Source organism: Stenotrophomonas rhizophila (assembly GCF_020857975.1).
Lineage (GTDB): Bacteria > Pseudomonadota > Gammaproteobacteria > Xanthomonadales > Xanthomonadaceae > Stenotrophomonas > Stenotrophomonas rhizophila_C.
Map to the genome: position 1 here is coordinate 47,458 of NZ_JACWUO010000004.1, position 25,009 is coordinate 72,466.

At 68.3% G+C, this 25,009-nt stretch carries 20 protein-coding genes; 12 read left to right on the forward strand and 8 right to left on the reverse strand.

Translation table 11 applies throughout. The annotated features are described in order from the left end of the window. The first annotated feature begins 100 nt into the window (after positions 1 to 100). Positions 101 to 697: a TetR/AcrR family transcriptional regulator gene (locus IC535_RS05325; protein ID WP_228885198.1), complete on the forward strand. Its 597-nt coding sequence runs from the start codon at positions 101 to 103 to the stop codon at positions 695 to 697. Between the two features lie 81 nt (positions 698 to 778). On the opposite strand, the gene IC535_RS05330 is transcribed toward IC535_RS05325, so the two are convergent. The 3 genes from IC535_RS05330 to IC535_RS05340 form a co-directional block, all read right to left on the reverse strand. Beyond that, on the reverse strand, positions 779 to 2,851 hold the full coding sequence (locus IC535_RS05330; RefSeq protein ID WP_228885197.1) for a GGDEF/EAL domain-containing response regulator: 2,073 nt from the start codon (positions 2,849 to 2,851) through the stop codon (positions 779 to 781). Between the two features lie 90 nt (positions 2,852 to 2,941). Then, entirely contained in the window at positions 2,942 to 4,126 is a 1,185-nt protein-coding gene (locus IC535_RS05335; protein ID WP_228885196.1) for an NAD(P)/FAD-dependent oxidoreductase, read from the reverse strand. Then, positions 4,123 to 4,674, reverse strand: coding sequence for a YaeQ family protein (locus tag IC535_RS05340; RefSeq protein WP_228885195.1), 552 nt, complete (start codon positions 4,672 to 4,674; stop codon positions 4,123 to 4,125). Before IC535_RS05340 ends, IC535_RS05335 begins: the two co-directional genes overlap by 4 nt. Positions 4,675 to 4,715: 41 nt before the next feature. On the opposite strand from IC535_RS05340, the gene IC535_RS05345 reads away from it, so the two are divergent. From IC535_RS05345 to IC535_RS05370, 6 genes are all read left to right on the forward strand, one after another. Next, complete coding sequence (locus IC535_RS05345; protein ID WP_228885194.1) at positions 4,716 to 5,624, forward strand: pseudouridine synthase; 909 nt, start codon at positions 4,716 to 4,718, stop codon at positions 5,622 to 5,624. 376 nt (positions 5,625 to 6,000) lie between these two features. Then, the gene (locus tag IC535_RS05350) at positions 6,001 to 6,210 is read left to right on the forward strand and encodes a cold-shock protein (RefSeq protein WP_006451993.1); all 210 of its coding nucleotides are present in this window, start codon (positions 6,001 to 6,003) and stop codon (positions 6,208 to 6,210) included. A 150-nt stretch (positions 6,211 to 6,360) separates the two neighbouring features. After that, complete coding sequence (locus IC535_RS05355; RefSeq protein WP_228885193.1) at positions 6,361 to 7,053, forward strand: glutathione S-transferase; 693 nt, start codon at positions 6,361 to 6,363, stop codon at positions 7,051 to 7,053. Positions 7,054 to 7,090: 37 nt separating this feature from the next. Further along, positions 7,091 to 8,656 carry a protein adenylyltransferase SelO gene (locus tag IC535_RS05360; RefSeq protein WP_228885192.1) on the forward strand — a complete coding sequence of 522 codons (1,566 nt, stop codon included), beginning with the start codon at positions 7,091 to 7,093 and terminating at the stop codon, positions 8,654 to 8,656. 137 nt (positions 8,657 to 8,793) lie between these two features. Then, the gene (locus tag IC535_RS05365) at positions 8,794 to 9,330 is read left to right on the forward strand and encodes an adenine phosphoribosyltransferase (RefSeq protein ID WP_228885191.1); all 537 of its coding nucleotides are present in this window, start codon (positions 8,794 to 8,796) and stop codon (positions 9,328 to 9,330) included. 22 nt (positions 9,331 to 9,352) lie between these two features. Next, positions 9,353 to 9,682 (forward strand): hypothetical protein, encoded by a 330-nt coding sequence (locus tag IC535_RS05370; RefSeq protein ID WP_228885190.1) that lies wholly within the window; start codon positions 9,353 to 9,355, stop codon positions 9,680 to 9,682. 411 nt (positions 9,683 to 10,093) lie between these two features. Here IC535_RS05370 and dbpA read toward each other — a convergent pair whose 3' ends face one another. From dbpA to IC535_RS05385, 3 genes are read right to left on the reverse strand one after another with little or no spacing between them, the layout of a single operon-like run. Beyond that, positions 10,094 to 11,470, reverse strand: a complete 1,377-nt coding sequence (gene dbpA, locus IC535_RS05375) for an ATP-dependent RNA helicase DbpA (protein ID WP_228885189.1) — start codon at positions 11,468 to 11,470, stop codon at positions 10,094 to 10,096. A gap of 48 nt (positions 11,471 to 11,518) precedes the next feature. Further along, on the reverse strand, positions 11,519 to 11,803 hold the full coding sequence (locus IC535_RS05380) for a hypothetical protein (RefSeq protein WP_228885188.1): 285 nt from the start codon (positions 11,801 to 11,803) through the stop codon (positions 11,519 to 11,521). A 27-nt stretch (positions 11,804 to 11,830) separates the two neighbouring features. Then, a complete protein-coding gene (locus tag IC535_RS05385; protein ID WP_228885187.1) occupies positions 11,831 to 12,907 on the reverse strand; it encodes a YeiH family protein in 1,077 nt (358 codons plus the stop codon). 106 nt (positions 12,908 to 13,013) lie between these two features. On the opposite strand from IC535_RS05385, the gene IC535_RS05390 reads away from it, so the two are divergent. Then, on the forward strand, positions 13,014 to 13,913 hold the full coding sequence (locus IC535_RS05390) for a LysR family transcriptional regulator (RefSeq protein WP_228885186.1): 900 nt from the start codon (positions 13,014 to 13,016) through the stop codon (positions 13,911 to 13,913). Positions 13,914 to 13,949: 36 nt separating this feature from the next. Continuing rightward, a complete protein-coding gene (locus tag IC535_RS05395; RefSeq protein ID WP_228885185.1) occupies positions 13,950 to 15,833 on the forward strand; it encodes an ATP-binding cassette domain-containing protein in 1,884 nt (627 codons plus the stop codon). Between the two features lie 132 nt (positions 15,834 to 15,965). On the opposite strand, the gene IC535_RS05400 is transcribed toward IC535_RS05395, so the two are convergent. Both IC535_RS05400 and IC535_RS05405 read right to left on the reverse strand, forming a co-directional pair. Then, on the reverse strand, positions 15,966 to 16,427 hold the full coding sequence (locus tag IC535_RS05400) for a c-type cytochrome (RefSeq protein ID WP_228885184.1): 462 nt from the start codon (positions 16,425 to 16,427) through the stop codon (positions 15,966 to 15,968). A gap of 8 nt (positions 16,428 to 16,435) precedes the next feature. Further along, positions 16,436 to 16,831 (reverse strand): c-type cytochrome, encoded by a 396-nt coding sequence (locus IC535_RS05405; protein WP_228885183.1) that lies wholly within the window; start codon positions 16,829 to 16,831, stop codon positions 16,436 to 16,438. 204 nt (positions 16,832 to 17,035) lie between these two features. Here IC535_RS05405 and IC535_RS05410 point away from each other — a divergent pair, with 204 nt between their 5' ends. The 3 genes from IC535_RS05410 to IC535_RS05420 are packed head-to-tail and all read left to right on the forward strand — an operon-like array spanning position 17,036 to position 24,791. After that, complete coding sequence (locus IC535_RS05410) at positions 17,036 to 18,178, forward strand: efflux RND transporter periplasmic adaptor subunit (protein ID WP_228885182.1); 1,143 nt, start codon at positions 17,036 to 17,038, stop codon at positions 18,176 to 18,178. After that, positions 18,175 to 21,690: an efflux RND transporter permease subunit gene (locus IC535_RS05415; protein WP_228885181.1), complete on the forward strand. Its 3,516-nt coding sequence runs from the start codon at positions 18,175 to 18,177 to the stop codon at positions 21,688 to 21,690. Before IC535_RS05410 ends, IC535_RS05415 begins: the two co-directional genes overlap by 4 nt. Then, positions 21,687 to 24,791, forward strand: a complete 3,105-nt coding sequence (locus tag IC535_RS05420) for an efflux RND transporter permease subunit (RefSeq protein WP_228885180.1) — start codon at positions 21,687 to 21,689, stop codon at positions 24,789 to 24,791. Before IC535_RS05415 ends, IC535_RS05420 begins: the two co-directional genes overlap by 4 nt. Positions 24,792 to 25,009 lie beyond the last annotated feature (218 nt).

A 25,009-nucleotide genomic window follows, 5' to 3' on the forward strand; every position in this document is an offset into this window, starting at 1 on the left:
TGGGCTGGCGCACATACATACGGTGTGTATGAATAAAATCCTATATACATACGCAGTGAATGTAAACAATCATACGGAATGTATGTAAGGAGTTGACTGGATGGCACGTCGTACCCGCGCCGAGATGGAACAAACCCGCGCCGCCCTGTTGGCGACCGCGCACGCGGTGTTCACCGAGCGCGGTTATGCCGATACCTCGATGGACGATCTGACCGCGCAGGCAGGGCTTACCCGTGGCGCGCTGTATCACCACTTCGGCGACAAGAAGGGATTGCTGCAGGCTCTGGTGGCGCAGATGGACGCGGCCATGGATGCACGGCTGCAGGCCATCTCGGCCACTGCCACCGATCCGTGGGAAGGGTTTCGCAACCGCTGCCAGGCGTACCTGCACATGGCCCTGGAACCGGATATCCAACGGATCGTGCTGCGCGATGCGCGCGCGGTGCTGGGCGGGGCATCACCGGAGGCGCAGCGCCACTGCGTGGCCTCGATGCAGGGCCTGATCGAGAACCTGGTGCGCCTGGGCGTGGTGGCCGATGCCAACCCCCAGGCGCTGGCGTCGCTGATCTATGGCAGCCTTGCCGAAGCGGCGTTCTGGATCGCCGAGGGGCCCGACGCCACGGTCCGCCTGACCCAGGCACTGGCCGCGCTGGACCTGCTGCTGCATGGCCTGCGGGCGGCCCGCCCGCGGCAATGATTCGCCCGGCCCACGCGGTGGATCACGATCGTTGGCGGTAGGTCACGACCGGTAGGTCACGACCGTTGGTCGTGACGCGTCTTAAGCGAAATCGAAGTTCATCAGCGGCCCGGCCGGGCCGACGAACTCGCCCTGCACGTAGTCCACCCCGGCACTGAACAGCAGGCTCATCGAGTTGGCATCGGCGACGAACTCGGCGATGGTGCGGATGTTGGCGGCCTGCGCGCGTGCGGTGATCTCGCCGATCTTCTCGCTGTGCTCGCGGGCGCGGGCGAAATCGCAGGTGAAGTCGCGGTCCAGCTTGAGGAACTGCGGCTGGAAGTGCGCCAGCAACTGGAAAGAATCCAGCCCCGAGCCGAACTGCTCCAGCCCGATCCGGCAGCCCAGCGGGGCCAGCTCGGCCAGGAACTGCTGGGCATTGCGCAGGTGGGTGAACACCTTGGCCTCCGGTGCGTGCAGCCACAGCCGTTCGCCGGGCACGCCGTGGGCCAGCAGTTCGCGGCGCAGGGTGGCGATCATCTGCGGGTCGCTGAACGATTCGGGGGTGATCCTGACCATCATGTGCGTGGCATGCCCGGCGCGCTCGCGCTGGCCAAGCACGCCGATCGCATGGGCCACCACCCAGCGGTTGATATCGGCCAGCAGCCCGTGTTCCTCGGCGATGCCCAGGAACGCGGTCGGGCTGAGCAGCTCGCCGTTGTTCTCCAGGCGCAGGTAGGCCTCGTACAGCTCCAGTGGCTCGCCCTGCAGGTTCAGCACCGGCTGGTAGTGCAGTTGGAAGCCGTCGCCGGCCAGCGCCTCGCCGATCCGCGCCACCCAGCGCTGGATGCGCTCCTCCTCGACCCGGTCGACCGCGGCCGGATCGAAGATGCGGCAGGTATTGCCCAGCTCGGAGGCGGCCTGCTGGCACTCGGTGGCACGGGCCAGCACCTGGCCGATGCTGGCGATCTTCTCGCCGACCTGCACCCCGCCGATGCTCACCGTGACCGTGGCCGAACGCTCGCCGATGCTGAACACCTGCGCGGCGAAGGCCTCGCGGATCTGCTCGGCCAGCGCCACCGTCTGCGCGTAGGCGCCTTCGGTCAGTACCGCGAAGCTGTGCTCGCCAAAGCGCGCCACCTGCGCGCGGTCGCCGACGCTGCCGGCCAGTACCTGGCCCAGCGCGCCGATCAGGGCATCGGCCGAATCCAGGCCGATGTCCGGCAGCAGCCGCGCATAGTGGTCCGGCTCGATCAACAACAGGCCGAACTGGCCCTCGCTGCGCCCGGCCTGGGCCACCGCGTTTTCCACGTGCAGCATGAAGGTGGGGCGGTTGAGCAGGCCGGTGACCTGGTCGCGCTGGCGCAGGTCTTCGACCTCGCGCGCCAGTTCCGGGTCGAACTCCATGCGCCGGCGGCGGAACACCACCTGCAGGCAGGATTCGCCCTCGTAGCTGGCCTGGGTGAATTCCATGGTGGCCGGGAACACCGCGCCATCCTGGTTGCGTGCGTCCACCTGGTACTGCGGTGGCGGCGCCTCGCCCTTGCTCATCGACTTGAGCAGCTGCTTGAAGCCGTCCACGTGCTGCGGGGCGACCATGTCCAGCAGCGAAATGCCTTCGACATCGTCGAACGACTCGTAGCCGAACATCTCCAGGTAGGCCTCGTTGGCCCGGATGTGCATGCCCTCGTGCACATAGGCGATCGGGTCGCGCGAGGAGGAGATCAGCGCGTCGCAGCGGCGCTCGGTTTCGCGCATCTGCGCTTCGATCCGGCGCAGCCCGCGGCGCGCCTGCAGATCGGTCCATTCGTTGCGCACCACCGCCAGCAGGTGCTCCGGGCGGTGGCGCAGGGCGATGGCGCGGATGCCGTTGGCCCCGGCCTCGACCCACTCGGTCTCGTCGATCGACTCGGCCAGCAGGATCATCGGAATGTCCTTGCCGCTGGCCGCGATCTGCTGGGTCACCTGCAGCAGCGGAATGCTCTGCGCCGGTGCCACCAGCACCAGGTCGATCGGCTGGCTGCCCAGCATCTGGGCCAGCTCCTGGCTGTGCTGCGGGCGCGCCGGGCGCACCGCGATGCCGCTGTTGCGCAGCGTGCTGACGATGGTTTCAGCGTTCTCACCGCTGTCGTCCACGATCAGCAGGCGGACGGTGATGTCATTGGCGTTCTGCATTCACTAACTCCCCGGACTGCAAACTTGATACACGATGCGGGTGACGGCGTCCATGCGCCTACGGTCGCCGATCACGGAACCTGCGCCCGCTCAGACCACCTGGCCGGCCGCGTGCCCGCAGGCCCACGCCCATTGGAAGTTGTAGCCCCCCAACCAGCCGGTCACATCCAGCACTTCCCCCACGAAGTGCAGGCCCGGCACCAACTGCGATTCAAACGTACTGGACGATACCTTGCGCGTGTCCACCCCGCCCAGGGTGACCTCGGCGGTGCGGTAGCCCTCGGTGCCGCTGGCCACCAGCGGGAAGCTGCCCAGCAGTGCCGCGGCCTGACGCAGCTGCGGCTCATCGATCTGGCGCACCGGGCGGTCCGGCAGCCAGTGCTCGCACAGGCGCAGCGCCAGCCGCCGCGGCAGCACCTCGGACAACACCGTGCGCAGTTCGGCCGCGCCACGGTCGCGCTTCATCGCGCGCAGCCAGGCCTCGGCGTCCTGGCCGGGCAGCAGGTCCAGGCGCAGGTCGTCGCCGGGCTGCCAGTACGAGGAGATCTGCAGGATCGCCGGGCCGCTGATGCCGCGGTGGGTGATCAGCATCGAGTTGCGGAACTCGACCTCGTTGCAGCGCGCCGTCACCGGCAGCGCCACCCCGCTCAGGTCCTGGAAACGCTCCTGGTGCCTGCCGCTCAAGGTCAGCGGCACCAGCCCGGCACGGGTCGGCAGCACCTCGTGGCCGAACTGGCGGGCCAGCTCGTAGCCCAGGCCGCTGGCGCCCATGCTGGGAATGGACAACCCGCCGGTGGCCACCACCAGCGAGGCGGCATGGAAGTGCCCCTGCGCGGCGTGCACGTGGAAGCCGTCGGCGCCGCGTTCGACCGTGCTTACCGCGCAGTCGGTGCGGATCTGCACCCCGGCGGCCTGGCACTCGTCCAGCAGCATGCGCACGATCTGCTTGGAGGACACATCGCAGAACAGCTGGCCCAGTTCTTTTTCGTGATAGGCGATGCCGTGGCGCTCGACCATCCCGATGAAGTCGTAGGGCGTGTAGCGGGCCAGTGCCGACTTGCAGAAATGCGGGTTGGCCGACAGGAAGTTGGCCGCGGTGGTGCCGGTGTTGGTGAAGTTGCAGCGCCCGCCGCCGGACATCAGGATCTTCTTGCCGACCTTGTTGGCATGGTCGATCACCTGCACGAGGCGGCCACGCTGGCCCGCGGTGAGCGCGCACATCAGCCCGGCCGCACCGGCCCCGATGACCAGCACGTCACAGCGGATCACACTCATGCCTGCGGTTTGCGCTTGCGCCAGACGGGGGTGACGGTCAGGTGCGCCTTGTCCGAGATCAGCTGTACTTCGCTGTCCTGGATCATCACGTCCCAGCGCATGGTGCGTTCGATCTGCTCGCCCCACTGGCCGACGAACTCGGCCGGCAGGTCCATCACTTCCAGCGCCGACAGCTTGTTGGCCGCCGAGGCGTTGCGCTCCCACCAGATATCGGTGGCACGGCCGGCATAGGTGATCAGCTGCACCGCGCGGGCACGCCCGGCGGCCTTGCGCAGGCGCGATTCGTCCGGCGCGCCCAGCTCGATCCACAGTTCGATGTCGCCGGTGTAGTCGCGGCGCCACAGGTCCGGTTCGTCGTCCACGCTGAGGCCGCGGCCGAACTCCAGCCGGTCATCGGCGTTCAGCGCGAAGGCCAGCAGCCGCACCATCAGGCGCTCGTCGGTTTCCGACGGATGCTGGGCCAGGGTCAGCGCATGATTGGCGTAGTAGCCGCGATCCATGTCGCTGATCTGCAGTTCGGCCTTGCGGATGGTGGCGGTGAGGGCCATGGGGGTACCGTGAACAAAGAGCGCCATGATAATGGTTCGCCATGGTCCCGTCCGATCCGATCCCCGTTGCCCCCACCCCCAGCCGCCTGCAGTTGCCCCCCGGTGACTGGGCCACGCTGCTGGACGGGCTGTGCGCGCGGTTCCCGCGCATCGGCCGCGCGCAGTGGCTGGACCGCTTCGCGCGCGGCCGGGTGCTGGACGCGCAGGGCAGGGCGCTGGCCCCTACCCGGGCCTGGCAGGTGGGCCTGGAGATCCAGTACTTCCGCGAGGTGGCCGCCGAGCCATCGATTCCCTTCCAGGAGGCCGTCGTCTACCAGGACGCGCACCTGCTGGTGGCCGACAAGCCGCATTTCCTGCCGGTGACCCCGGCCGGGGCCTATGTGCAGCAGACCCTGCTGGCGCGGCTGGTGGCGCGCACCGGCAACACCGCCCTGGTGCCGCTGCACCGGCTGGACCGGCTGACCGCCGGGCTGGTGCTGTTCTCGGCCCGGCCCGATTCGCGCGATGCCTACCAGCGCCTGTTCCGCGAGCGCCGCATCACCAAGACCTACCAGGCCCTGGCGCCGGCACTGCCGGGGCTGGATTTTCCGCTGGAGCGGCACAGCCGGCTGGTGCCGGGCGAACCGTTCTTCCGCATGGCCGAGGCGCCCGGCCAGCCCAATGCACAGACCCGGATCGAGGTGATCGACGCCGCCGGCCCGGTCTGGCACTACCGGCTGCACCCGCATACCGGGCGCAAGCACCAGCTGCGTGTGCACATGGCCGCGCTGGGCGCGCCGATCCTGGGCGACGACCTGTACCCGCAGCTGCGCGGCGACGGGCAGGACGGCGATGGGCCACCGCTGCAGCTGCTGGCGCAGGCCCTGGCGTTCGACGACCCGCTGACCGGGCAGCCGCGCCGGTTCAGCAGCGGCCTGGCGCTGGGCGGTCCGGAAGGCGGGGAAGGGTAGGGCCGGCCGCTGGCGAGGCCCTGCTGGATGCCCGGGTGCAGCCGCGTCAACAATCCGGCGCTTTGGACCGGCCATTTGGCTGAACTTAAGGTAGGAAAAATCTGAATGGGGGCCCCGAATTCTGTCAGGATGGCCCCATCCCTTGCAGTGTCAGGCGGGACGGGCTGGACGACTGAATTGACCAGCTATCGCTTTTTCCCGCAAACACGCGTATCGTCCTCCTTACTGTGTTTGCTAGGGTCACCGTGAATCGTGGCCTGGTGCAGTTGATCTCACGATCTGCTCATCGATCCGCTTTACCAACGCCTGCAACTCAGTCTCGGCTCCGATACGCGGTGGCCGCGATTATTTCAACTATTGTTTCAGGAGTTTGTACATGTCTGATCGTCAGAGCGGTACCGTCAAGTGGTTCAACGATGCCAAGGGCTTCGGCTTCATCACCCCGGAAAGCGGCCCGGACCTGTTCGTGCATTTCCGCGCCATCCAGGGCACCGGCTTCAAGTCGCTGCAGGAAGGCCAGAAGGTCACCTTCGTCGCCGTCCAGGGCCAGAAGGGTATGCAGGCTGATCAGGTGCAGGCGGTCTAATCGACCCCTGTAACCGTCAGGTTGCTTGAAACGCCGGGAGCGAAAGCTTCCGGCGTTTTTATTTGTGCCGCCGCCGGCGCCCGGCGCGCAACGCCGTCGGCAGAACCCGCATGCGCGGTTACGATGCTGCTTTGACCATGTGGACTGTCGATGATCAAGGTGCACCATCTGGACCACTCGCGCTCGCAGCGCGTGCTGTGGATGCTCGAAGAACTGGGGCTGCCGTATCAGCTGGTCAACTACCAGCGCGACCGGGCCACCTGGCTGGCACCGCAGGCATTGCGCCAGGTGCACCCGCTGGGCAAGTCGCCGGTGCTGCAGGACGACACCCTGGTGCTGGCCGAATCCGGCGCGATCCTGGAATACCTGGCCGACCGCTACGACAGCGGCCGCCAGCTGTCGCCCGAGCCGATGCCGGCCCAGGCCCCCGAGCGGCTGCGCTACCGCTACTGGATGCACTACGCCGAAGGCTCGGCGATGCCGCCGCTGTTGATGAGCCTGGTGTTTGCGCGGGTACGCAAGGCGCCGATGCCGTTCTTCGCCAGGCCGATCGCGCGTGGCATCGTCGACAAGGTGATGAAGGGGTTCATCGGCCCCCAGCTGACCCTGCACCTGGACTGGATGGAAAGCGAACTGGAGCAGGCGCCGTGGTTTGCCGGCGAACGCTTCACCGCCGCCGACATCCAGATGAGCTTCCCGATCCAGGCCGCCGCCGCGCGCGCCGGCAGCATGGACGCCTACCCGCGCCTGCAGGCCTACCTGGCGCGCATCCAGCAGCGCCCGGCCTACCAGCGGGCGGTCGAACGCGGCGGCGCGCTGAACCTGGGGGCCGGCGCCGGATGAGCTTGCACCGGCGCCGCGGCGGCCCCATCTGAAGCGGATGAGTACCGACCCGCTGCGCTTTGACAATCGTTTCATCCGTGAACTGCCCGGCGACCCGGAAACCGGCCCGCGCGTGCGTGAAGTGCGCGACGCGGCCTGGTCCGCGGTCATGCCCACGCCGGTGGCCGACCCACGGCTGCTGGCTCGTTCGGACGAGGTCGCCGACCTGCTGGGCCTGGGCCGGGACCTGCTGGACAGCGACGATTTTGCCCGGGTGTTCGGCGGCAACGCGCTGTATGACGGGATGCAGCCCTGGGCGGCCAATTATGGCGGGCACCAGTTCGGGCACTGGGCCGGGCAGCTCGGCGACGGCCGCGCGATTTCGCTGGGCGAGCTGATCGCCGCCGACGGCGCGCGCTGGGAACTGCAGTTGAAAGGCGCAGGGCGCACCCCGTACTCGCGCGGCGCCGATGGCCGCGCGGTGCTGCGCTCGTCGATCCGCGAGTTCCTGTGCAGCGAGGCGATGCACCACCTGGGCGTGCCGACCACGCGCGCGCTGAGCCTGGTCGGCACCGGCGATGCGGTGGTGCGCGACATGTTCTACGACGGTCATCCCCAGGCCGAGCCGGGCGCGATCGTGTGCCGGGTAGCGCCGTCGTTCATCCGCTTCGGCAGCTTCGAACTGCCGGCATCGCGCGGCGATGTGGCGCTGCTGCGGCAGCTGGCCGATCTCTGCATCGCCCGCGATTTCCCGCAGCTGGCCGCTGCCGGGCCGGCCCGCCATGCGCAGTGGTTCGCCCAGGTCTGCGAGCGTACCGCGGTGATGGTCGCGCACTGGATGCGGGTCGGCTTCGTGCATGGGGTGATGAACACCGACAACATGTCCATTCTCGGCCTGACCATCGACTACGGTCCGTATGGCTGGGTAGAGGACTACGATCCGGACTGGACCCCCAACACCACCGATGCCCAGGGCCGCCGCTACCGTTTCGGCACCCAGCCGCAGGTGGCGTACTGGAACCTAACCCGCCTGGCGCAGGCGCTGGCCCCGCTGCTCGATGACGTGGCCCCGCTGCACGAGGGCCTGGCGCGTTTCCAGCAGGTGCATGGGCAATGCGAGCGCGCCGACATCGCCGCCAAGCTGGGCCTGGAGGCCTGCGGCGATGATGACGTGGCGATGATGGCGGCCTGGCAGGACATCCTGCACGAGGGCGAGATGGACATGACCATCGCCTTCCGCAGCTTGATGGAACTCGACCCGGCATCGCCTTCGGTGGCGGTGCTGGAGGATGCGTTCTACAGCCCGGCACGCCGCGAGGCGGTGCTGCCGTCGCTGCAGGCATGGCTGCAGCTGTACGCCGCCCGCCTGCGCGCCGATGGCCTGGGCGCGCAGGTGCGGCGGCAGCGGATGGGCCGGGCCAATCCGCTCTACGTGCTGCGCAACTGGCTGGCGCAGGAGGCGATCGAGCAGGCCGAGCAGGGCGATCCGGGCGGGGTACATACCCTGCTGGAGGTGCTGCGCCATCCCTACCAGGAGCAGCCCGGGCGGGAGCACTACGCTGGCAAGCGCCCGGACTGGGCGCGCGACAAGGCCGGCTGTTCGACCTTGTCGTGCAGTTCCTGATCTGGTCCTGCGCCAAGTGACGCCAGGTGCCGCGCGCTGAGCCGCGCAACGCAGCTTTCCGGCCTGGGCAGCGGCAGGGTGAACGGCGCGCCGCACGGACCGGGTTACCCTATGCCACCCGTTTGCAGCCTGTTCCCATGACCGATTCCTCCGCCACGCCTGCCTGGGCCGGCCGCCTGCGCGATGTCGCCGATTTCCCCAAGCCGGGCATCCTGTTCAAGGACATCATGCCGCTGCTTGCCGACGGCGCCGATTTCGCCGCTGCGATCGATGCGATGGTGGCACCGTGGCGCGACGCCGGCCTGCAGGCGGTGATGGGCATCGAGTCGCGCGGTTTCATCCTGGGCGCAGCGATGGCGCAGGTGCTGGGCGTGGGCTTCGTACCGGTGCGCAAGCCGGGCAAGTTGCCGGGCCGCACCTTGAAGCAGGATTACACGCTGGAATACCGCACCGACAGCATCGAGGTGCATGCCGATGCGCTGCCGGCCGGTGCGCGGGTGTTGGTGGTGGACGATGTGCTGGCCACCGGCGGCACGCTGCTGGCGGCGTTGTCGCTGGCGCGCCAGCTGCAGGTGGAAGTGGTGGGCGCGGCGGTACTGGTCGAGCTGGCCGGCCTGGGGGCCCGCGACCGCTGGGATGCGGACGTGCCGCTGCTGGCGAACCTGGTGTATTGATCCGGCCGTGAGGTGGCGGTGGTTGCCGCTGTTGCTCTTGCGGTCGCCGTCGCCGTCGCCGTTGCCGTTGCCGTTGCCGTTGCCGTTGCCGTCGCCGTTGCCGTTGCCGTCGCCGTTGCCGTCGCCGTCGCCGTTGCCGTTGCCGTTGCCGTTGCCGTTGCCGTTGCCGTTGCCGTCGCCGTTGCCGTCGCCGTTGCCGTCGCCGTTGCCGTTGCCGTTGCCGTCGCCGTTGCCGTTGCCGTTGCCGTTGCCGTCGCCGTTGCCGTCGCCGTCGCCGTTGCCGTTGCCGTTGCCGTTGCCGTTGCCGTCGCCGTCGCCGTCGCCGTTGCCGTTGCCGTTGCCGTTGCCGTAGAGCCGGGCTCTGCCCGGCTGCCGTTGCTGTTGCTGTTGCTGGTGATCTTGATCTACCTCCCCCTTGGAGCGAGCCGAGCATCGCAGTCCCATACGTCAGGAGATAGGCGCGTGGCGACGCGTTCTTCACTACGGAGATTCGCTGTTACGGAGGCGCGGGCGTGTTCTTTGGTTACTTTCTTGCACGAGCACCAGCGCCGCAGGAGCGGCGCGGAACAGCGCAGCTGGCCCGTAGGGTGGCGCACACGGATGTGCGCCATCAGAAAGTGACTCGCGCCCCGCAGGGGCACGAAACGCATTTGATCCTGCCTGGCTTCATGAGGAGCCGGCCAGCGGCCGGCACTACCCAAGAAGCAATGCCAACAGCAACAGCAACAGCAGCCGGGCAGAGCCCGGTGCTGTGGCGGCGTGTTTACATCTTCCGCACGCGGAAGCGCTTGCCCTTGATCTTGCCCGCTTCCAGCCGCGCGATGGCCCGGCCGACCTGCTCGCGGGCGATGGCCACGTAGGAACGGGTGGCATAGATGTCGATCTTGCCGATCACCTTGGCCGACAGCCCGGCCTCGCCGGTCAGCGCACCGAGGATGTCGCCGGGGCGCAGCTTGTCGGTCTTGCCGCCGTCGATGCGCAGGGTCTCCATCGCCGCCTGCGGCAATACCGCCGGGCGTGCGGTGGCCAGCGGCGTCTTCTGCCAGTCCAGCGGCTTGCCCTGCGCCAGTTCCAGCGCATCGGCGCGGCTGCGCTCACGGCTGGTGACCAGGCTGATCGCCAGGCCGGTGGCGCCGGCACGGCCGGTGCGGCCGACCCGGTGTTCGTAGGTTTCGATGTCGGTGGGCAGCTCGTAGTTGATCACCGCCGCCAGGTCCTGCACGTCCAACCCGCGCGCGGCCACGTCGCTGGCCACCAGCACGTTGCAGCTGCGGTTGGAGAAGCGCACCAGCACTTCGTCGCGGTCGCGCTGTTCCATCTCGCCATGCAGCGGCAGCGCGGAGAAACCGAACTGCTGCAGCGAGATGGCCACATCGTCCACGTCGCGGCGGGTATTGCAGAACACCACGGTCGATTCGGGCGTGTACTTCAGCAGTAGGCCGGCCAGCGCCTTCTGCTTGTTGGCAAGGTCGGTCTCGCAGAACAGGTGGCGGATCGCCGGGGCGTGGTCGGCGCCTTCCACCGTCACTTCCACCGGGTCGCGCAGCAGCACGCGCGCGATCGCGCGGATTTCGTCGGGGAAGGTGGCCGAAAACAGCAGCGTCTGGCGGTCCTTGCTGGTGCGCCCGGCGATCTCGCGGATCGGCTCTTCAAAGCCCATGTCGAGCATGCGGTCGGCTTCGTCCAGCACCAGCGTGGTCACCCCGCCCAGGTGCAGGGCGCGCTTGCGGCCCAGTTCCTGGATGCGGCCGGGCGTGCCCACCACCACATGCGGGTCATGCGCTTCCAGCGAGGCCAGCTGCGGGCCCAGCGGCATGCCGCCGGTCAGCACCACCAGCTTCAGGTTGGGGATGCCGGTGGCCAGTTTGCGGATCTGCTTGCCGACTTGGTCGGCCAGTTCGCGGGTCGGGCACAGCACCAACGCCTGGGCGCGGATCACCGACGGGTCCAGTGCCTGCAGCAGGCCCAGGCCGAACGCGGCGGTCTTGCCGCTGCCGGTAGGCGCCTGGGCGATCACGTCGCGGCGTTCGAGGATGGCCGGCAGGCTCTGCGCCTGCACGGGGGTCAGGCGGGTGTAGCCCAGCGCGTCGATGCCCGCCGCCAGCGAGGCCGACAGGGGCAGTTCGGAGAATTCATTCATGGCGCATTCTACCCGCTGCGCCGCCTGCCGGGCGTGTGCCGGCGCTGCTCAGGCCAGATCCAACGCCTGCAGTCCCTCCACCAACGCGGTGTGCTGGGCATGGCTGAACTCGCCCGGGCCGTCGCTGACATCCAGAATCAACGTATGGAACCAGGGGTTGGGGTGGCCGATGTCCTGCTCCCAGCGTACGACCACATCCGGGCCCAGCACCCGCTGCAGCAGGTCGAGCAGGTCGTCTTCGGCTTCATCGACCGCCCCGTAGCGATCCAGCACCAGGCGGTACGGGATGTGCAGGCGACGGCGATCGACGGGGGGAACACGCTCACGCTTCATCGCACCAGTGTTGCATGGGGCACGCGCTCATCCCAGCAACGCGTGCACGCCAACGTTGATCCCCAGCCCGCCGGCCAGCAACCAGCCGAACAGCAGCAGGGCCAGCAGCAGCGGCCTGATCCCGGCCTGGCGCAGTGCCGAGACATGGGTGGTCAGGCCCAGCGCGGCCATCGCCATGGCCAGCAGCGCGGTGTCCACCGCGACGGCCTGGGCCACCAGCGCGGCCGGCAGCAGTTGCAGCGAATTGAGCCCGGCCACCGCGACGAAGCCGAACGCGAACCACGGCACCACGATCTTCGCCCGCGCCGCGCCGGCCCGGGCAGCGGCGCCGCGCGCCAGCAGCAGCGACAGCGCCACCAGGAACGGGGCCAGCATCATCACCCGCACCATCTTGGCGATCACCGCCGTGTCGGCGGCCGTCTCGCTGACCGCACGCCCGGCCGCAACCACCTGGGCCACTTCGTGCACGGTCGAGCCGGTGAACACGCCGTAGGCCTGCGCGCTGATCGGGATCCACCCGTGCGCCGCGTTGAGCTGGTAAAGCATGGGGTACAGGAACATCGCGAGCGTCCCGAACACCACCACCGTGGAGACGGCCACGGTCACCTGTTCGGCGCGCCCGCTCACCACCGGCTCGGCCGCCATCACGGCCGCCGCTCCGCAGATCGAGCTGCCGGCCCCGATCAGCAGGGCGCTGTTCCGATCCATGCCGAACCAGCGCGTGCCCGCCCACCAGGCCAGCGCGAACGTGCTGGCCAGCACCAGTGCGTCGATCAGCACGCCGGCCACGCCGACCTGGCCGATGTCCTGGAAGGTCAGGCGCAGGCCGTACAGCACGATGCCGGCGCGGAGCAGCCACTGCTTGGAGAACCCGACGCCGGCGCCGGCGCGTGCGGCCAGCCGCGGATAGAGCGTGTTGCCCAGCGCGATCCCCAGCACGATGGCCAGGGTCAACGCACTGATGCCGTGGGTCTGCAGCCACGGCTGGGTCGCCAGCCCCATCGCTGCGGTGGCCACTGCAGCCGTCAGCAACAGCCCGGGCAGGCGCACGCGCCAGCGCTGGGCCAGGGTGGGGGCGGGCAAGGGGAGGGCGGCGGCGTTCACGGGTGGGGCTCCTGTCCAGATCAGGCCTACAGCGTGCGCGCCTCAAATAAACCTGTAAAACGCATTGTCCGTGTCATTTCAACCGGTTTTGTGACTTAATTGCTGCGTGCATCTGACCCTTCGCCAATGGCAGGTTTTCGTCGCCACCGCCGATGCCGGCACCACGGCGGCGGCCGGCGCGCGGTTGGCCCTGTCGCAGTCGGCCACCAGCGCCGCGCTCAACGACCTGGAGAGCCAGCTGGCCGCGCCGCTGTTCGACCGCATCGGCCGTCGCCTGGTGCTCAATGCGCAGGGACGGGCACTGCTCGACCCGGCCCGTGCGCTGCTGGTGGCGGCCGGCGACCTGGAGCGGCAGGCCGGGGTGGGGCAGGCCGACGCCGGCGCGTTGCCGCTGCTGTTGCGGATCGGCGCCAGCACCACCATCGGCAACTACCTGCTGCCGGCCCGGGTCGCCGCGCTGCTGGCCGACAATCCGCAGGCGCAGGTGGATCTGCGCATCGGCAACAGTGCCGAGGTGGTGGCGGCGGTACAGCGGCTGGAGGTGGACCTGGGCCTGATCGAAGGGCCCTGCCATGCAAGCGGCCTGCAGGTGCTGCCGTGGCAGCGCGATGCACTGGTAGTGGTCGCCGCGCCGGGCATGGCGCTGCCCGCCGCGCCGGACCTGACCACGCTGGCGGCCGCGCGCTGGTTGCTGCGTGAACCCGGCTCGGGCACCCGCGAGGCGGTCGAGCAGGCCCTGTTGCCCTACCTGCATCACTTCGCCCGCGCCATGCAGCTGGGCAGCACCGAGGCGATCAAGCAGGCGGCCGCAGCGGGGCTGGGCGTGGCCTGCCTGTCCGCGCATGCGGTGGCCGACCTGGTGGCGCTCGGCACGCTGCGCATCCTGCCCACCCCGCTGCCGCCGCTGTCGCGCCAGCTCTGGGTGGTGCGGCACCCGGGCAAGCGGGTGCCGCCGCCGCTGGTGGCGTTGCTGGGGCTGCCCCCGGCGACTTTCGCGCACGGCTGAGCGACGGCGCGGGCCGCCAGCCCGTACAATGGCCGGATGCCTCTGATTACTCTGCAAAACGTCGACTTCAGCGTCGGCGGCCCACTGTTGCTGGAAAAAGCCGAACTGTCGATCGAGCCGGGCGAACGCATCGCCCTGATCGGCCGCAACGGCGCCGGCAAATCGACCCTGCTCAAACTGCTGTCCGGCGATCACAAGCCCGATGACGGCGAAGTCCGCGTGCAGCAGGGGGTGCGCATCACCCGGCTGGAACAGGAAGTACCGCACGGTGCCGCCGGCAGCGTGTTCGACGTGGTCGCCGACGGCCTGGGCGAGCTGGGCCAGTGGCTGGCCGAATTCCACCATCTGAGCGTGGCCGAAGAATTCGACGGCGACGCCCTGTCGGCCGTGCAGGCCAAGATCGACGCCGCCAACGGCTGGGGCCTGGACCAGCGCGTCAGCGAAACCCTGACCAAGCTGGACCTGGACGGCGATGCCGAATTCGCGCGCCTGTCCGGCGGCATGAAGCGCCGGGTGCTGCTGGGCCGCGCGCTGGTGTCCTCGCCGGACCTGCTGCTGCTGGACGAACCAACCAACCACCTGGACATCGAAGCCATCGACTGGCTGGAAATGTTCCTCAAGAACTGGAACGGCAGCGTGGTGTTCGTCACCCATGACCGTCGCTTCCTGCGCGCGCTGGCCACCCGCATCGTCGAGATCGACCGCGGCCAGGTCACCAGCTGGCCGGGCGACTGGGCCAACTACGAGCGCCGCCGCGAGGAACGGCTCAACGCACAGGCGCAGGAAAACGCGCGCTTCGACAAGCTGCTGGCGCAGGAAGAAATCTGGATCCGCCAGGGCATCAAGGCCCGCCGTACCCGCGATGAAGGGCGCGTGCGCCGGCTCAAGGCGATGCGCAACGACCGCTCGCAGCGGCGCGACCTCGGCGGCAACGTACGCATGGAAGCGGCGCAGGCGGAGAACTCCGGCAAGAAGGTCATCGACGTCAAGGACGTCTCCTTCGCCTTCGGCGAACGGGTGATGGTCAAGGATTTCAGCACGGTTATCCTGCGCGGCGACCGGATCGGCCTGATCGGCCCCAACGGCAGCGGCAAGACCACCCTGCTCAAGCTGCTGCTGGGCGACCTGCAGCCGCAGAGCGGCGAAGTGCGTGCCGGTACCAACCTGCAGATCGCCTATTTCGACCAGTACCGCGCGGTGCTGCGCGAAGACTGGACCGCGATCGAGAACGTGGCCGAGGGCCGCGATTTCATCGAGTTCAACGGCAAGCGCAAGCATGTGCACGCCTACCTGCAGGACTTCCTGTTCTCGCCCGAGCGCGCCCGCGCGCCGATCACCCGCCTGTCCGGCGGCGAGCGCAACCGCCTGCTGCTGGCCAAGCTGTTCGCCCAGCCGTCCAATCTGCTGGTGATGGACGAACCGACCAACGACCTGGACGTGGAAACCCTGGAGCTGCTCGAAGAGCTGCTCAGCGACTACGCCGGCACGCTGCTGCTGGTCAGCCACGACCGTGACTTCCTGGACAACGTGGTGACCTCCACGATGGTGATGGAAGGCGACGGCGTGGTGGGCGAGTACGTGGGCGGCTACAGCGACTGGCAGCGCCACGCCGCGCGCGTGGCCGCGGCCGCCGCGTCGGCCCCGGTGGCAGCGGCCAAGCCGGCAGCGCCGGCTGCGGCGGCCGCCGCGCCGGCCGAGCCCAAGCGCAAGCTCAGCTACAAGGATGCGCGCGAACTGGAACAGCTGCCGCTGAAGATCGAGAGCCTGGAAAAGGACGTCGAAGGCCTGACCGCGGCGATGAACGACCCGGCGTTCTACCAGCGCAGCGCCGCCGACATGGCCGCCCATACCCAGCAGTTGAACAAGGTGCAGGCCGAGCTGGATGCGGCCTATGCGCGTTGGGAAGCGCTGGACGCGTAGAACCGACCCTTGTCGGCTGGCGGTGCCATAGCGGTAGTGCCGGCCGCTGGCCGGCTCCAGGCAATCCCGAGGAGCCGGCCGGCGGCCGGCACTACCTTGATCGGCCTTCCACGGCCGCCGGTCTGCTGGCGGTCACTTCAACCCGTGCAGATCGCGCAGCTGGCTGGGCCGCGAACCGAAATACGCGGCCAGGTCGGCGATGTCCTGGTCGCTCAGGTCGGTTGCCTGGGGGGTCATCAACGCATGCTGGCGGTCGCCGGCACGGTAGGCCTGCAACGCATGGGCCAGGTAATCCCCGTACTGACCCCCCAGCTTCGGGTAGGTCGGGTCGATCGGCTTGTTGCCGTCGGCCCCGTGGCAGTCGATGCAGCTCTGCCCGGTAGCCTTGCCCTTGACCTGGGCACGGGCCTCACCGGCGGCAACCCGCCCGTTTGGCAGGCCGGCGGAGGAGCCCGACCCGTGCTCGCCACTGGCGTGGCCCGGGTCTGCGGCGGAATCTGCGCTGTTTTCCACCTGCGACTGCGAACAGCCAGCCAGCAGCAGGGCAACGGACAGGGCGATGGCATAACGCTTGAACGGCGCGGCTTTCGTCATGAGCGTGCTTATTTGGCGGTGGACAGGTAAACAGCGAGATCGGCGATCTCCTGTTCGCTGAAGCTCATGGACTGCGCCTGCATCGTGGGATGCTTGCGCTTGCCCTGGCGGTATTCGCTCAGCGCCTGGCTGAGGTACTGCTGGGTCTGCCCCCCGATCTTGGGCACCTTGTAGCTGGGGTAGGCGTTCTTGTAGCCGGTGATGCCGTGGCAACCCTGGCAGGTATAGGCAAGCACGCGGCCATTGTCGAAGCTCCCGGTGAGGGGGGCTGGCGTGGCGGCGGCAGGAGGCGGAGCGGGTGCGGCAGGTGCTGCGGGTACTGCAGGAGCAGTTGCGGCCTGTGCGGCGGCCCCGAGGGGCAGGAGGACGGCCAGAAGACAAGCGGCGAGCGGCTGCGGGCGCATGATGTCCTTTCCGGTATACGGGTCTGGTCGTTCCGGCGTGGGGTACGGAACTGGCCCGAGTATAGCCTGCGTTTTCATCTAGCTGAAACCAGGGGCCGGCGGCGGTCGCCGCAGGTCACCATGACCTATGGGATATGGTGTGATTGTGACGTGGTGCATTACTTTGCTACCACACCTGCCACCGCATCCCTCAGGGACACGACGATGTTGCGAATTTCCTTCCTGCACGGCCGCACCGGAACCTGTGCTGCCGCCTTGCTGATCACCACCTGCCTGTTGCTCACCGCCGGCTGCGGCAGCGGCACCGCCGATGCGCAGGCCGCCGAAAAGGACGCCAAGGCCGAAAAGGCCGCCGAGGCCGTACCGGTCGAAGCGGTGGCTGCCAGCCGCCGTGCGGTGGCCGCCAGCTACACCGGCACCGCCGCCCTGGAAGCCCGCGCCGAATCGCAGGTGGTGGCCAAGACCTCCGGCGTGGCGCTGGCGGTACTGGTCGAAGAAGGCCAGACCGTGCGTGCCGGGCAGCCGCTGGTGCGGCTGGACCCGGACCGGGCGCGGCTGGCGGTGGCGCAGAGCGAAGCGCAGATGCGCAAGCTGGAAAACAACTTCCAGCGTGCGCAGAAGCTGATCGGCCAGCAGATGGTCAGTGCCGCCGACGTCGACCAGATCCGCTACGACCTGGAAAACGCGCGCGCGCAGTACCGCCTGGCCACGCTGGAACTGTCCTACACCACGGTGACCGCGCCGATCTCCGGGGTGATCGCCTCGCGCTCGATCAAGACCGGCAACTTCGTGCAGATCAACACGCCGATCTTCCGCATCGTCGACAACTCGCGGCTGGAAGCCACCCTCAACGTGCCCGAGCGCGAACTGGCCACGCTGCGCGCCGGCCAGCCGGTGACCCTGCTGGCCGACGCGCTGCCGGGCAAGTCCTTCCCCGGCGTGGTCGACCGCATCTCGCCGGTGGTCGATGCCGGCAGCGGCACCTTCCGCGTGGTCAGCGGTTTCGGCGAAGACGCCCAGGGCCTGCAGCCGGGCATGTTCGGCCGCATCCGCATCGACTACGACCAGCGCGCCGACGCACTGGTGGTCCCGCGCCTGGCGCTGCTCGACGATGGCGAGCCGGCGGTGTTCCGCGTGCGTGCCGGCAAGGTGGCGCGGGTGCCGGTCAAACTGGGCTATGCCGAAGGGCCGTGGGTGGAAATCCGCGACGGCCTGGCCGCTGGCGACCTGGTGGTCACCGCCGGCAAGGTGGCGCTGCGTGATGGCACCGTGGTGCAGGTGATCGGCGCCAAGCCGGCCGTTGCCGCCGCCGCGCCCGCCGCGAAGAAGGCGGAGAGCCGTCAATGACCTCGGCCGGCAATGACCACGGCAACGATCCGCACCACGGCGATCGCCCCGGTGCACAGGGCGGCGGCCTGGTGGAGTTCGCCACCCGCCGCCGCGTCACCATCGCCATGTGCACGGTGACGCTGATGCTGTTCGGCGTCATCGCGCTGGGCAACCTCAAGGTCAACCTGCTGCCGGACCTGAGCTATCCGACCCTGACCGTGCGTACCGAGTACACCGGCGCGGCACCAACGGAAATCGAAACCCTGATCAGCGAACCGGTCGAAGAGGCCGTGGGCGTGGTCAAGAACCTGCGCAAGCTCAAGTCGGTCTCGCGCACCGGGCAGAGCGATGTGGTGCTGGAGTTCGCCTGGGGCACCAACATGGACCAGGCCAGCCTGGAGGTGCGCGACAAGATGGAAGCGCTGAACCTGCCGCTGGAGGCCAAGGCCCCGGTGCTGCTGCGCTTCAATCCGTCCACCGCGCCGATCATGCGCCTGGTGATCTCGGCCAAGGCCGACGCCAGCAGCGATGCCGACGCGGTACGCCAGCTCACGCAGCTGCGCCGCTATGCCGATGAAGACCTGAAGAAGAAGCTGGAGCCGGTGCTCGGCGTGGCCGCGGTCAAGGTCGGCGGCGGCCTGGAGGACGAGATCCAGGTCGATATCGACCAGCAGAAGCTGGCCCAGCTCAACCTGCCGATCGACACCGTGATCAAGCGGCTCAAGGAAGAGAACATCAATATTTCCGGCGGCCGCCTGGAAGAGGGTTCGCAGCGGTTCCTGGTGCGCACCGTCAACCAGTTCGCCGACCTGGACGACATCCGCAACCTGCTGGTGACCACCCAGGGCAGCAACGGCAGTGCCGCCGACGCGGCCATGCAGCAGATGTTCGCCATCGCCGCCTCGACCGGGTCCGATGCGGCGGTGGCCGCCGCCTCGGCTGCGCAGAGCGCGTCCAGCAGCAGCTCGGCGACCATCGCCAACGGCATGCCGGTACGCCTGAAGGACGTGGCCAGCGTGCGCCAGGGCTACAAGGAGCGCGAGGCGATCATCCGCCTGGGCGGCAGGGAAGCGGTGGAGCTTGCCATCTACAAGGAAGGCGACGCCAATACCGTGGCCACCGCCGAGGCCCTGCGCGCGCGCCTGGAACAGATCAAGGCGCAGATTCCCGGCGATGCCGAGCTGACCACCATCGAAGACCAGTCGCGCTTCATCGAACACGCCATCAGCGACGTCAAGAAGGACGCGGTGATCGGCGGCCTGCTGGCGATCCTGATCATCTTCCTGTTCCTGCGCGATGGCTGGAGCACGTTCGTGATCAGCCTGTCGCTGCCGGTGTCGATCATCACCACCTTCTTCTTCATGGGCCAGATGGGCCTGAGCCTGAATGTGATGTCGCTGGGCGGGCTGGCACTGGCCACCGGGCTGGTGGTGGACGACTCGATCGTGGTGCTGGAAAGCATCGCCAAGGCGCGCGAGCGCGGCCTGGGCATCCTGCAGGCGGCCATTGCCGGCACCCGCGAAGTGAGCATGGCGGTGGTCGCCTCGACCCTGACCACCATCGCGGTGTTCCTGCCGCTGGTATTCGTCGACGGCATCGCCGGGCAGCTGTTCCGCGACCAGGCGCTGACCGTGGCGATCGCCATCGCGATCTCGCTGCTGGTGTCGATGACCCTGATCCCGATGCTCAGCTCGCTCAAGGGCCAACCGCCGCTGGCCTTCCCGCAAGAGCCGGCGCATCAGCCGTGGCAGCCGGACAACCGCTGGCTGAAGCCGGTCGCCGGCAGCCGCCGCGGCGTGGGCACCCTGGTACGCTGGATCTGCTTCGGCATCGCCTGGTCGGTGATCCGCGTCTGGCGCGGCCTGGTGGCCGTGGTCGGCCCGGTGATGCGCAAGGCCAGCGACATCGCGATGAAGCCCTATGCCGGCGCCGAACGTGGTTACCTCAAACTGCTGCCGGGCGCGCTGCACCACCCCGGCAAGGTGCTGGGCCTGGCCGCGCTGGCATTCGTGGCCAGCATGGCGCTGCTACCGATGCTGGGCGCCGACCTGATCCCGCAGCTGGCCCAGGACCGCTTCGAAATGACCGCCAAGCTGCCGGCCGGCACGCCGTTGAAGCAGACCGATGCCTTGGTGCGCGAGCTGCAGCTGGGCCATGCCAAGGACGACAGCATCGCCTCGCTGTACGGCGTCAGCGGCAGCGGCACGCGGCTGGATGCCAGCCCGACCGAGAGCGGTGAGAACATCGGCAAGCTGACCGTGGTGATGGCCGGTGGCGGCGATGCGCGCACCGAGGCGGCGATCACCGAACGCCTGCGCGCGTCGATGCAGCAGCATCCGGGCGTGCAGGTCGACTTCGCGCGGCCGGCATTGTTCAGCTTCTCCACCCCGCTGGAAGTGGAACTGCGCGGCCAGGACATGGCCACGCTGGAACGCGCCGGCCAGTCCCTGGCGGCGATGCTGCGCAACAACCCGCACTACGCCGACGTCAAATCCACGGTGGAAGAAGGCTTCCCGGAGATCCAGATCCGCTTCGACCAGGAGCGCGCCGGCGCGTTGGGCCTGACCACGCGACAGATCGCCGACGTGGTGGTCAAGAAGGTGCGCGGCGACGTGGCCACCCGCTACAGCTTCCGCGACCGCAAGATCGACGTGCTGGTGCGGGCGCAGGAAGGCGACCGCGCCAGCGTGGACAGCATCCGCCGGCTGATCGTCAATCCGGGCAGCACCCGCCCGGTGACCCTGGACGCGGTGGCCGAAGTGGTTGCCACCAACGGCCCCAGCGAGATCCACCGGGCCGACCAGACGCGGGTGGCGGTGGTATCGGCCAACCTGCGCGACATCGACCTGGGCGGCGCGGTGCGCGAAGTGCGGGACATGGTGGCCAAGGATCCGTTGGGCGCCGGGGTGGGCATGCATATCGGCGGGCAGGGCGAGGAGCTGGCCGAGTCGGCGCGTTCGCTGATCTTCGCGTTCGGCCTGGCGATCTTCCTGGTCTACCTGGTGATGGCCTCGCAGTTCGAATCGCTGCTGCATCCGTTCGTGATCCTGTTCACCATCCCGTTGGCACTGGTCGGCGCGATCCTGGCGCTGACGTTGACCGGCAAGCCGATTTCGGTGGTGGTGTTCATCGGCCTGATCCTGCTGGTGGGGCTGGTGACCAAGAACGCGATCATCCTGATCGACAAGGTCAACCAGCTGCGCGAGGCCGGCGTGGCCAAGCGCGAGGCGCTGGTGGAGGGCGCGCGCTCGCGCCTGCGCCCGATCATCATGACCACGCTGTGCACCCTGTTCGGCTTCCTGCCGCTGGCGGTGGCGATGGGCGAGGGTGCCGAAGTACGCGCGCCGATGGCGATCACCGTGATCGGCGGCCTGCTGGTATCCACCCTGTTGACCCTGCTGGTGATCCCGGTGGTGTATGACCTGCTCGACCGCCGCGGGGATGCCTATTACCGTGCGCGTGGCCGCCAGCACGCCGGTGCGGCGCAGCCCGGCGGCACCACCGACGGCAGCGCACAGGAGCCGGCATGAGCATTGCCGAGTTCTCGATCCGCCGCCCCATCACCACCATCATGTGTTTCGTGTCGCTGGTGGTGGTGGGCCTGATCGCCTCGTTCCGGCTGCCGCTGGAGGCGCTGCCGGACATCTCCGCGCCGTTCCTGTTCGTGCAGGTGCCCTATACCGGCTCCACCCCGGAGGAAGTGGAGCGCAACATCATCCGCCCGACCGAGGAAGCCCTGGCGACCATGACCGGGATCAAGCGCATGCGCTCCTCGGCCACCTCCGAAGGTGCCAGCATCTTCATCGAGTTCACCGACTGGGACCGCGACATCGCCATCGCCGCCTCCGATGCGCGCGAGCGCATCGATGCGATCCGCAGCGACCTGCCCGACGACCTGCAGCGCTACAACGTGTTCAAGTGGTCCAGCAGCGACGAGCCGGTGCTGAAGGTGCGCCTGGCCAGCAGTGCCGACCTGACCGGCGCCTACGACATGCTCGACCGCGAGTTCAAGCGGCGCATCGAGCGCATTCCCGGCGTGGCCCGGGTCAACATCTCCGGCGCGCCGCCCAATGAAGTTGAGATCGCGATCAGGCCCGATCGCCTGACCGCGCACAACCTGAGCATCAACGAACTCAGCGACCGCCTGCGCACGCTGAACTTCTCGATCTCGGCCGGGCAGATCGACGACAACGGCCAGCGCGTGCGCATCCAGCCGGTCGGCGAGATCACCGACCTGCAGGAACTGCGCGACCTGGTGATCGACACCAAGGGCCTGCGCCTGGGCGACATCGCCGATATCCGGCTCAAGCCGACCCGGATGAACTACGGCCGGCGCCTGGACGGCAATCCGGCGGTGGGCCTGGACATCTACAAGGAACGCAGCGCCAACCTGGTGGAAGTCTCGCGCGCGGCGCTGGCCGAGGTCGAGGCGATCCGCAAGCAGCCGTCGATGCGCGATGTGCAGATCAAGGTGATCAACAACCAGGGCAAGACCGTCACCTCCTCGCTGCTGGAACTGGCCGAAGCCGGTGCGGTCGGCCTGCTGCTGTCGGTCACGGTACTGTTCTTCTTCCTGCGCCACTGGCCGTCCACGCTGATGGTCACCCTGGCGATCCCGATCTGTTTCGTGATCACCCTGGGCTTCATGTACTTCGCCGGGGTCACCCTCAACATCCTGACCATGATGGGCCTGCTGCTGGCGGTGGGCATGCTGGTGGACAACGCGGTGGTGGTAGTGGAGAGCATCTACCAGGAACGCGAGCGCATGCCCGACCAGCCGCGGCTGGCCTCGATCATCGGTACCCGCAACGTGGCCATCGCGCTCAGCGCCGGCACCTTGTGCCATTGCATCGTGTTCGTGCCCAACCTGTTCGGCGAAACCAACAACATCAGCATCTTCATGGCGCAGATCGCGATCACCATCTCGGTCTCGCTGCTGGCCTCCTGGCTGGTCGCGGTCAGCCTGATCCCGATGCTGTCCGCGCGCATGGCCACGCCCAAGCTGGTGCATTCGCAGACCGGGGTGATCGCACGGCTGCAGCGGCGCTATGCCGGGCTGCTGCAGTGGTCGCTGGAGCACCGCGGCTGGAGTGTGTTCGGCATCGTGCTGGTGGTGCTGGTCAGCCTGGTGCCGATGAAACTGACCAAGATCGACATGTTCGGTGGCGAAGGCGGCCACGAAGTGTTCATCGGCTACAACTGGAAGGGCGCCTTCACCTACGGGCAGATGTCCGATGAAGTGGCGCGGGTGGAGCGCTACTTGGATGCCAACCGCGAGAAGCTGCACATCACCCAGGTGTATTCCTGGTACAGCGAGCAGGAAGGCAGCAGCACCATCGTCACCTTCGACGAGAAGCACGCCGACAACATGCCGGCGGTGCAGGAAGCCCTGCGCAAGGGCTTGCCGCGTTCGGCGCGCGCCGATTATATCGTCGGCAACCAGGGCGGCGATGGTGGTGGTGGCGGTGGTGGCGGCCAGTCGGTGCAGGTGCAGCTGGTCGGCGACTCGACCAAGATGCTGCAGGAGATCGGCGAGGAAGTGGTGCCGCTGCTGGCCCGGCGCAAGGAGCTGCGCGATGTGCGCATCGACAACGGCGAGAAGGGCAGCGAGCTGGCCATCCACGTCGACCGCGAGCGCGCGGCCGCGTTCGGCTTCAATGCCGAACAGGTGGCCAGCTTCGTCGGCCTGGCCCTGCGCGGCGCGCCGCTGCGCGAGTTCCGTCGCGGCGACAGCGAGGTGCCGGTATGGGTGCGTTTTGCCGGGGCCGAGCAGAGCAGCCCGGAAGACCTGGCCAGCTTCACCGTGCGCACCGGCGATGGCCGCTCGGTGCCGCTGCTGAGCCTGGTGGAGGTATCGATCAAGCCGTCGGCGACCCAGATCGGCCGCACCAACCGGCAGACCACGCTGACCATCAAGGCCAACCTGGCCGAGAAGGTCACCACGCCCGAGGCACGCAAGGCGATGGAGGAAACGCTCAAGCCGATGAACTTCCCGGCCGGCTACACCTTCACCTTCGACGGCGGCGACTACGGCGATGACGACAAGGCAATGCAGCAGATGCTGTTCAACCTGGTGATCGCGCTGGTGATGATCTACGTGGTGATGGCTGCGGTGTTCGAGTCGCTGCTGTTCCCGGCCGCGATCATGAGCGGGGTGGTGTTCTCGATCTTCGGGGTGTTCTGGCTGTTCTGGATCACCGGCACCTCGTTCGGAATCATGTCCTTCATCGGCATCCTGGTGTTGATGGGGGTGGTGGTGAACAACGGCATCGTGATGATCGAACACATCAACAACCTGCGCCGGCACGGGGTGGGGCGGACCCGGGCGCTGGTGGAAGGCTCGCGCGAGCGCCTGCGCCCGATCATGATGACCATGGGCACGGCGATCCTGGCGATGGTGCCGATCTCGCTGACCGACACCCAGCTGCTGGGCGACGGCCCGCCCTACTATCCGATGGCGCGCGCGATCGCCGGCGGGCTGGCGTTCTCCACCGTGGTCAGCCTGCTGTTCCTGCCGACCATCTACGCGATGCTCGACGACATGAGCACGGCGGTGTCGCGGATCATCCGCCGCGCGCGTGGCCGCGGTGTGGACGCTCCGGTCGTCGAGCCCGGCGCAGAGTCGGTTTGAGGGTGGACGGGGGGCCGCTGGTGGGCCTCCTTCACCAGCCGCATCCACGCATGGCGTGGATCTACGCGTGTGGAAACGGTCGACATCCACGCGTGCACACGTGGGACGGTAGTGCCGGCCGCTGGCCGGCTTTGCTCCTATTCCCAGGCGGCGCATGTTGTGGACACCCCGCGAGCCGGCCAGCGGCCGGCACTACCCAAAAGAAAAGCCGACCCAGG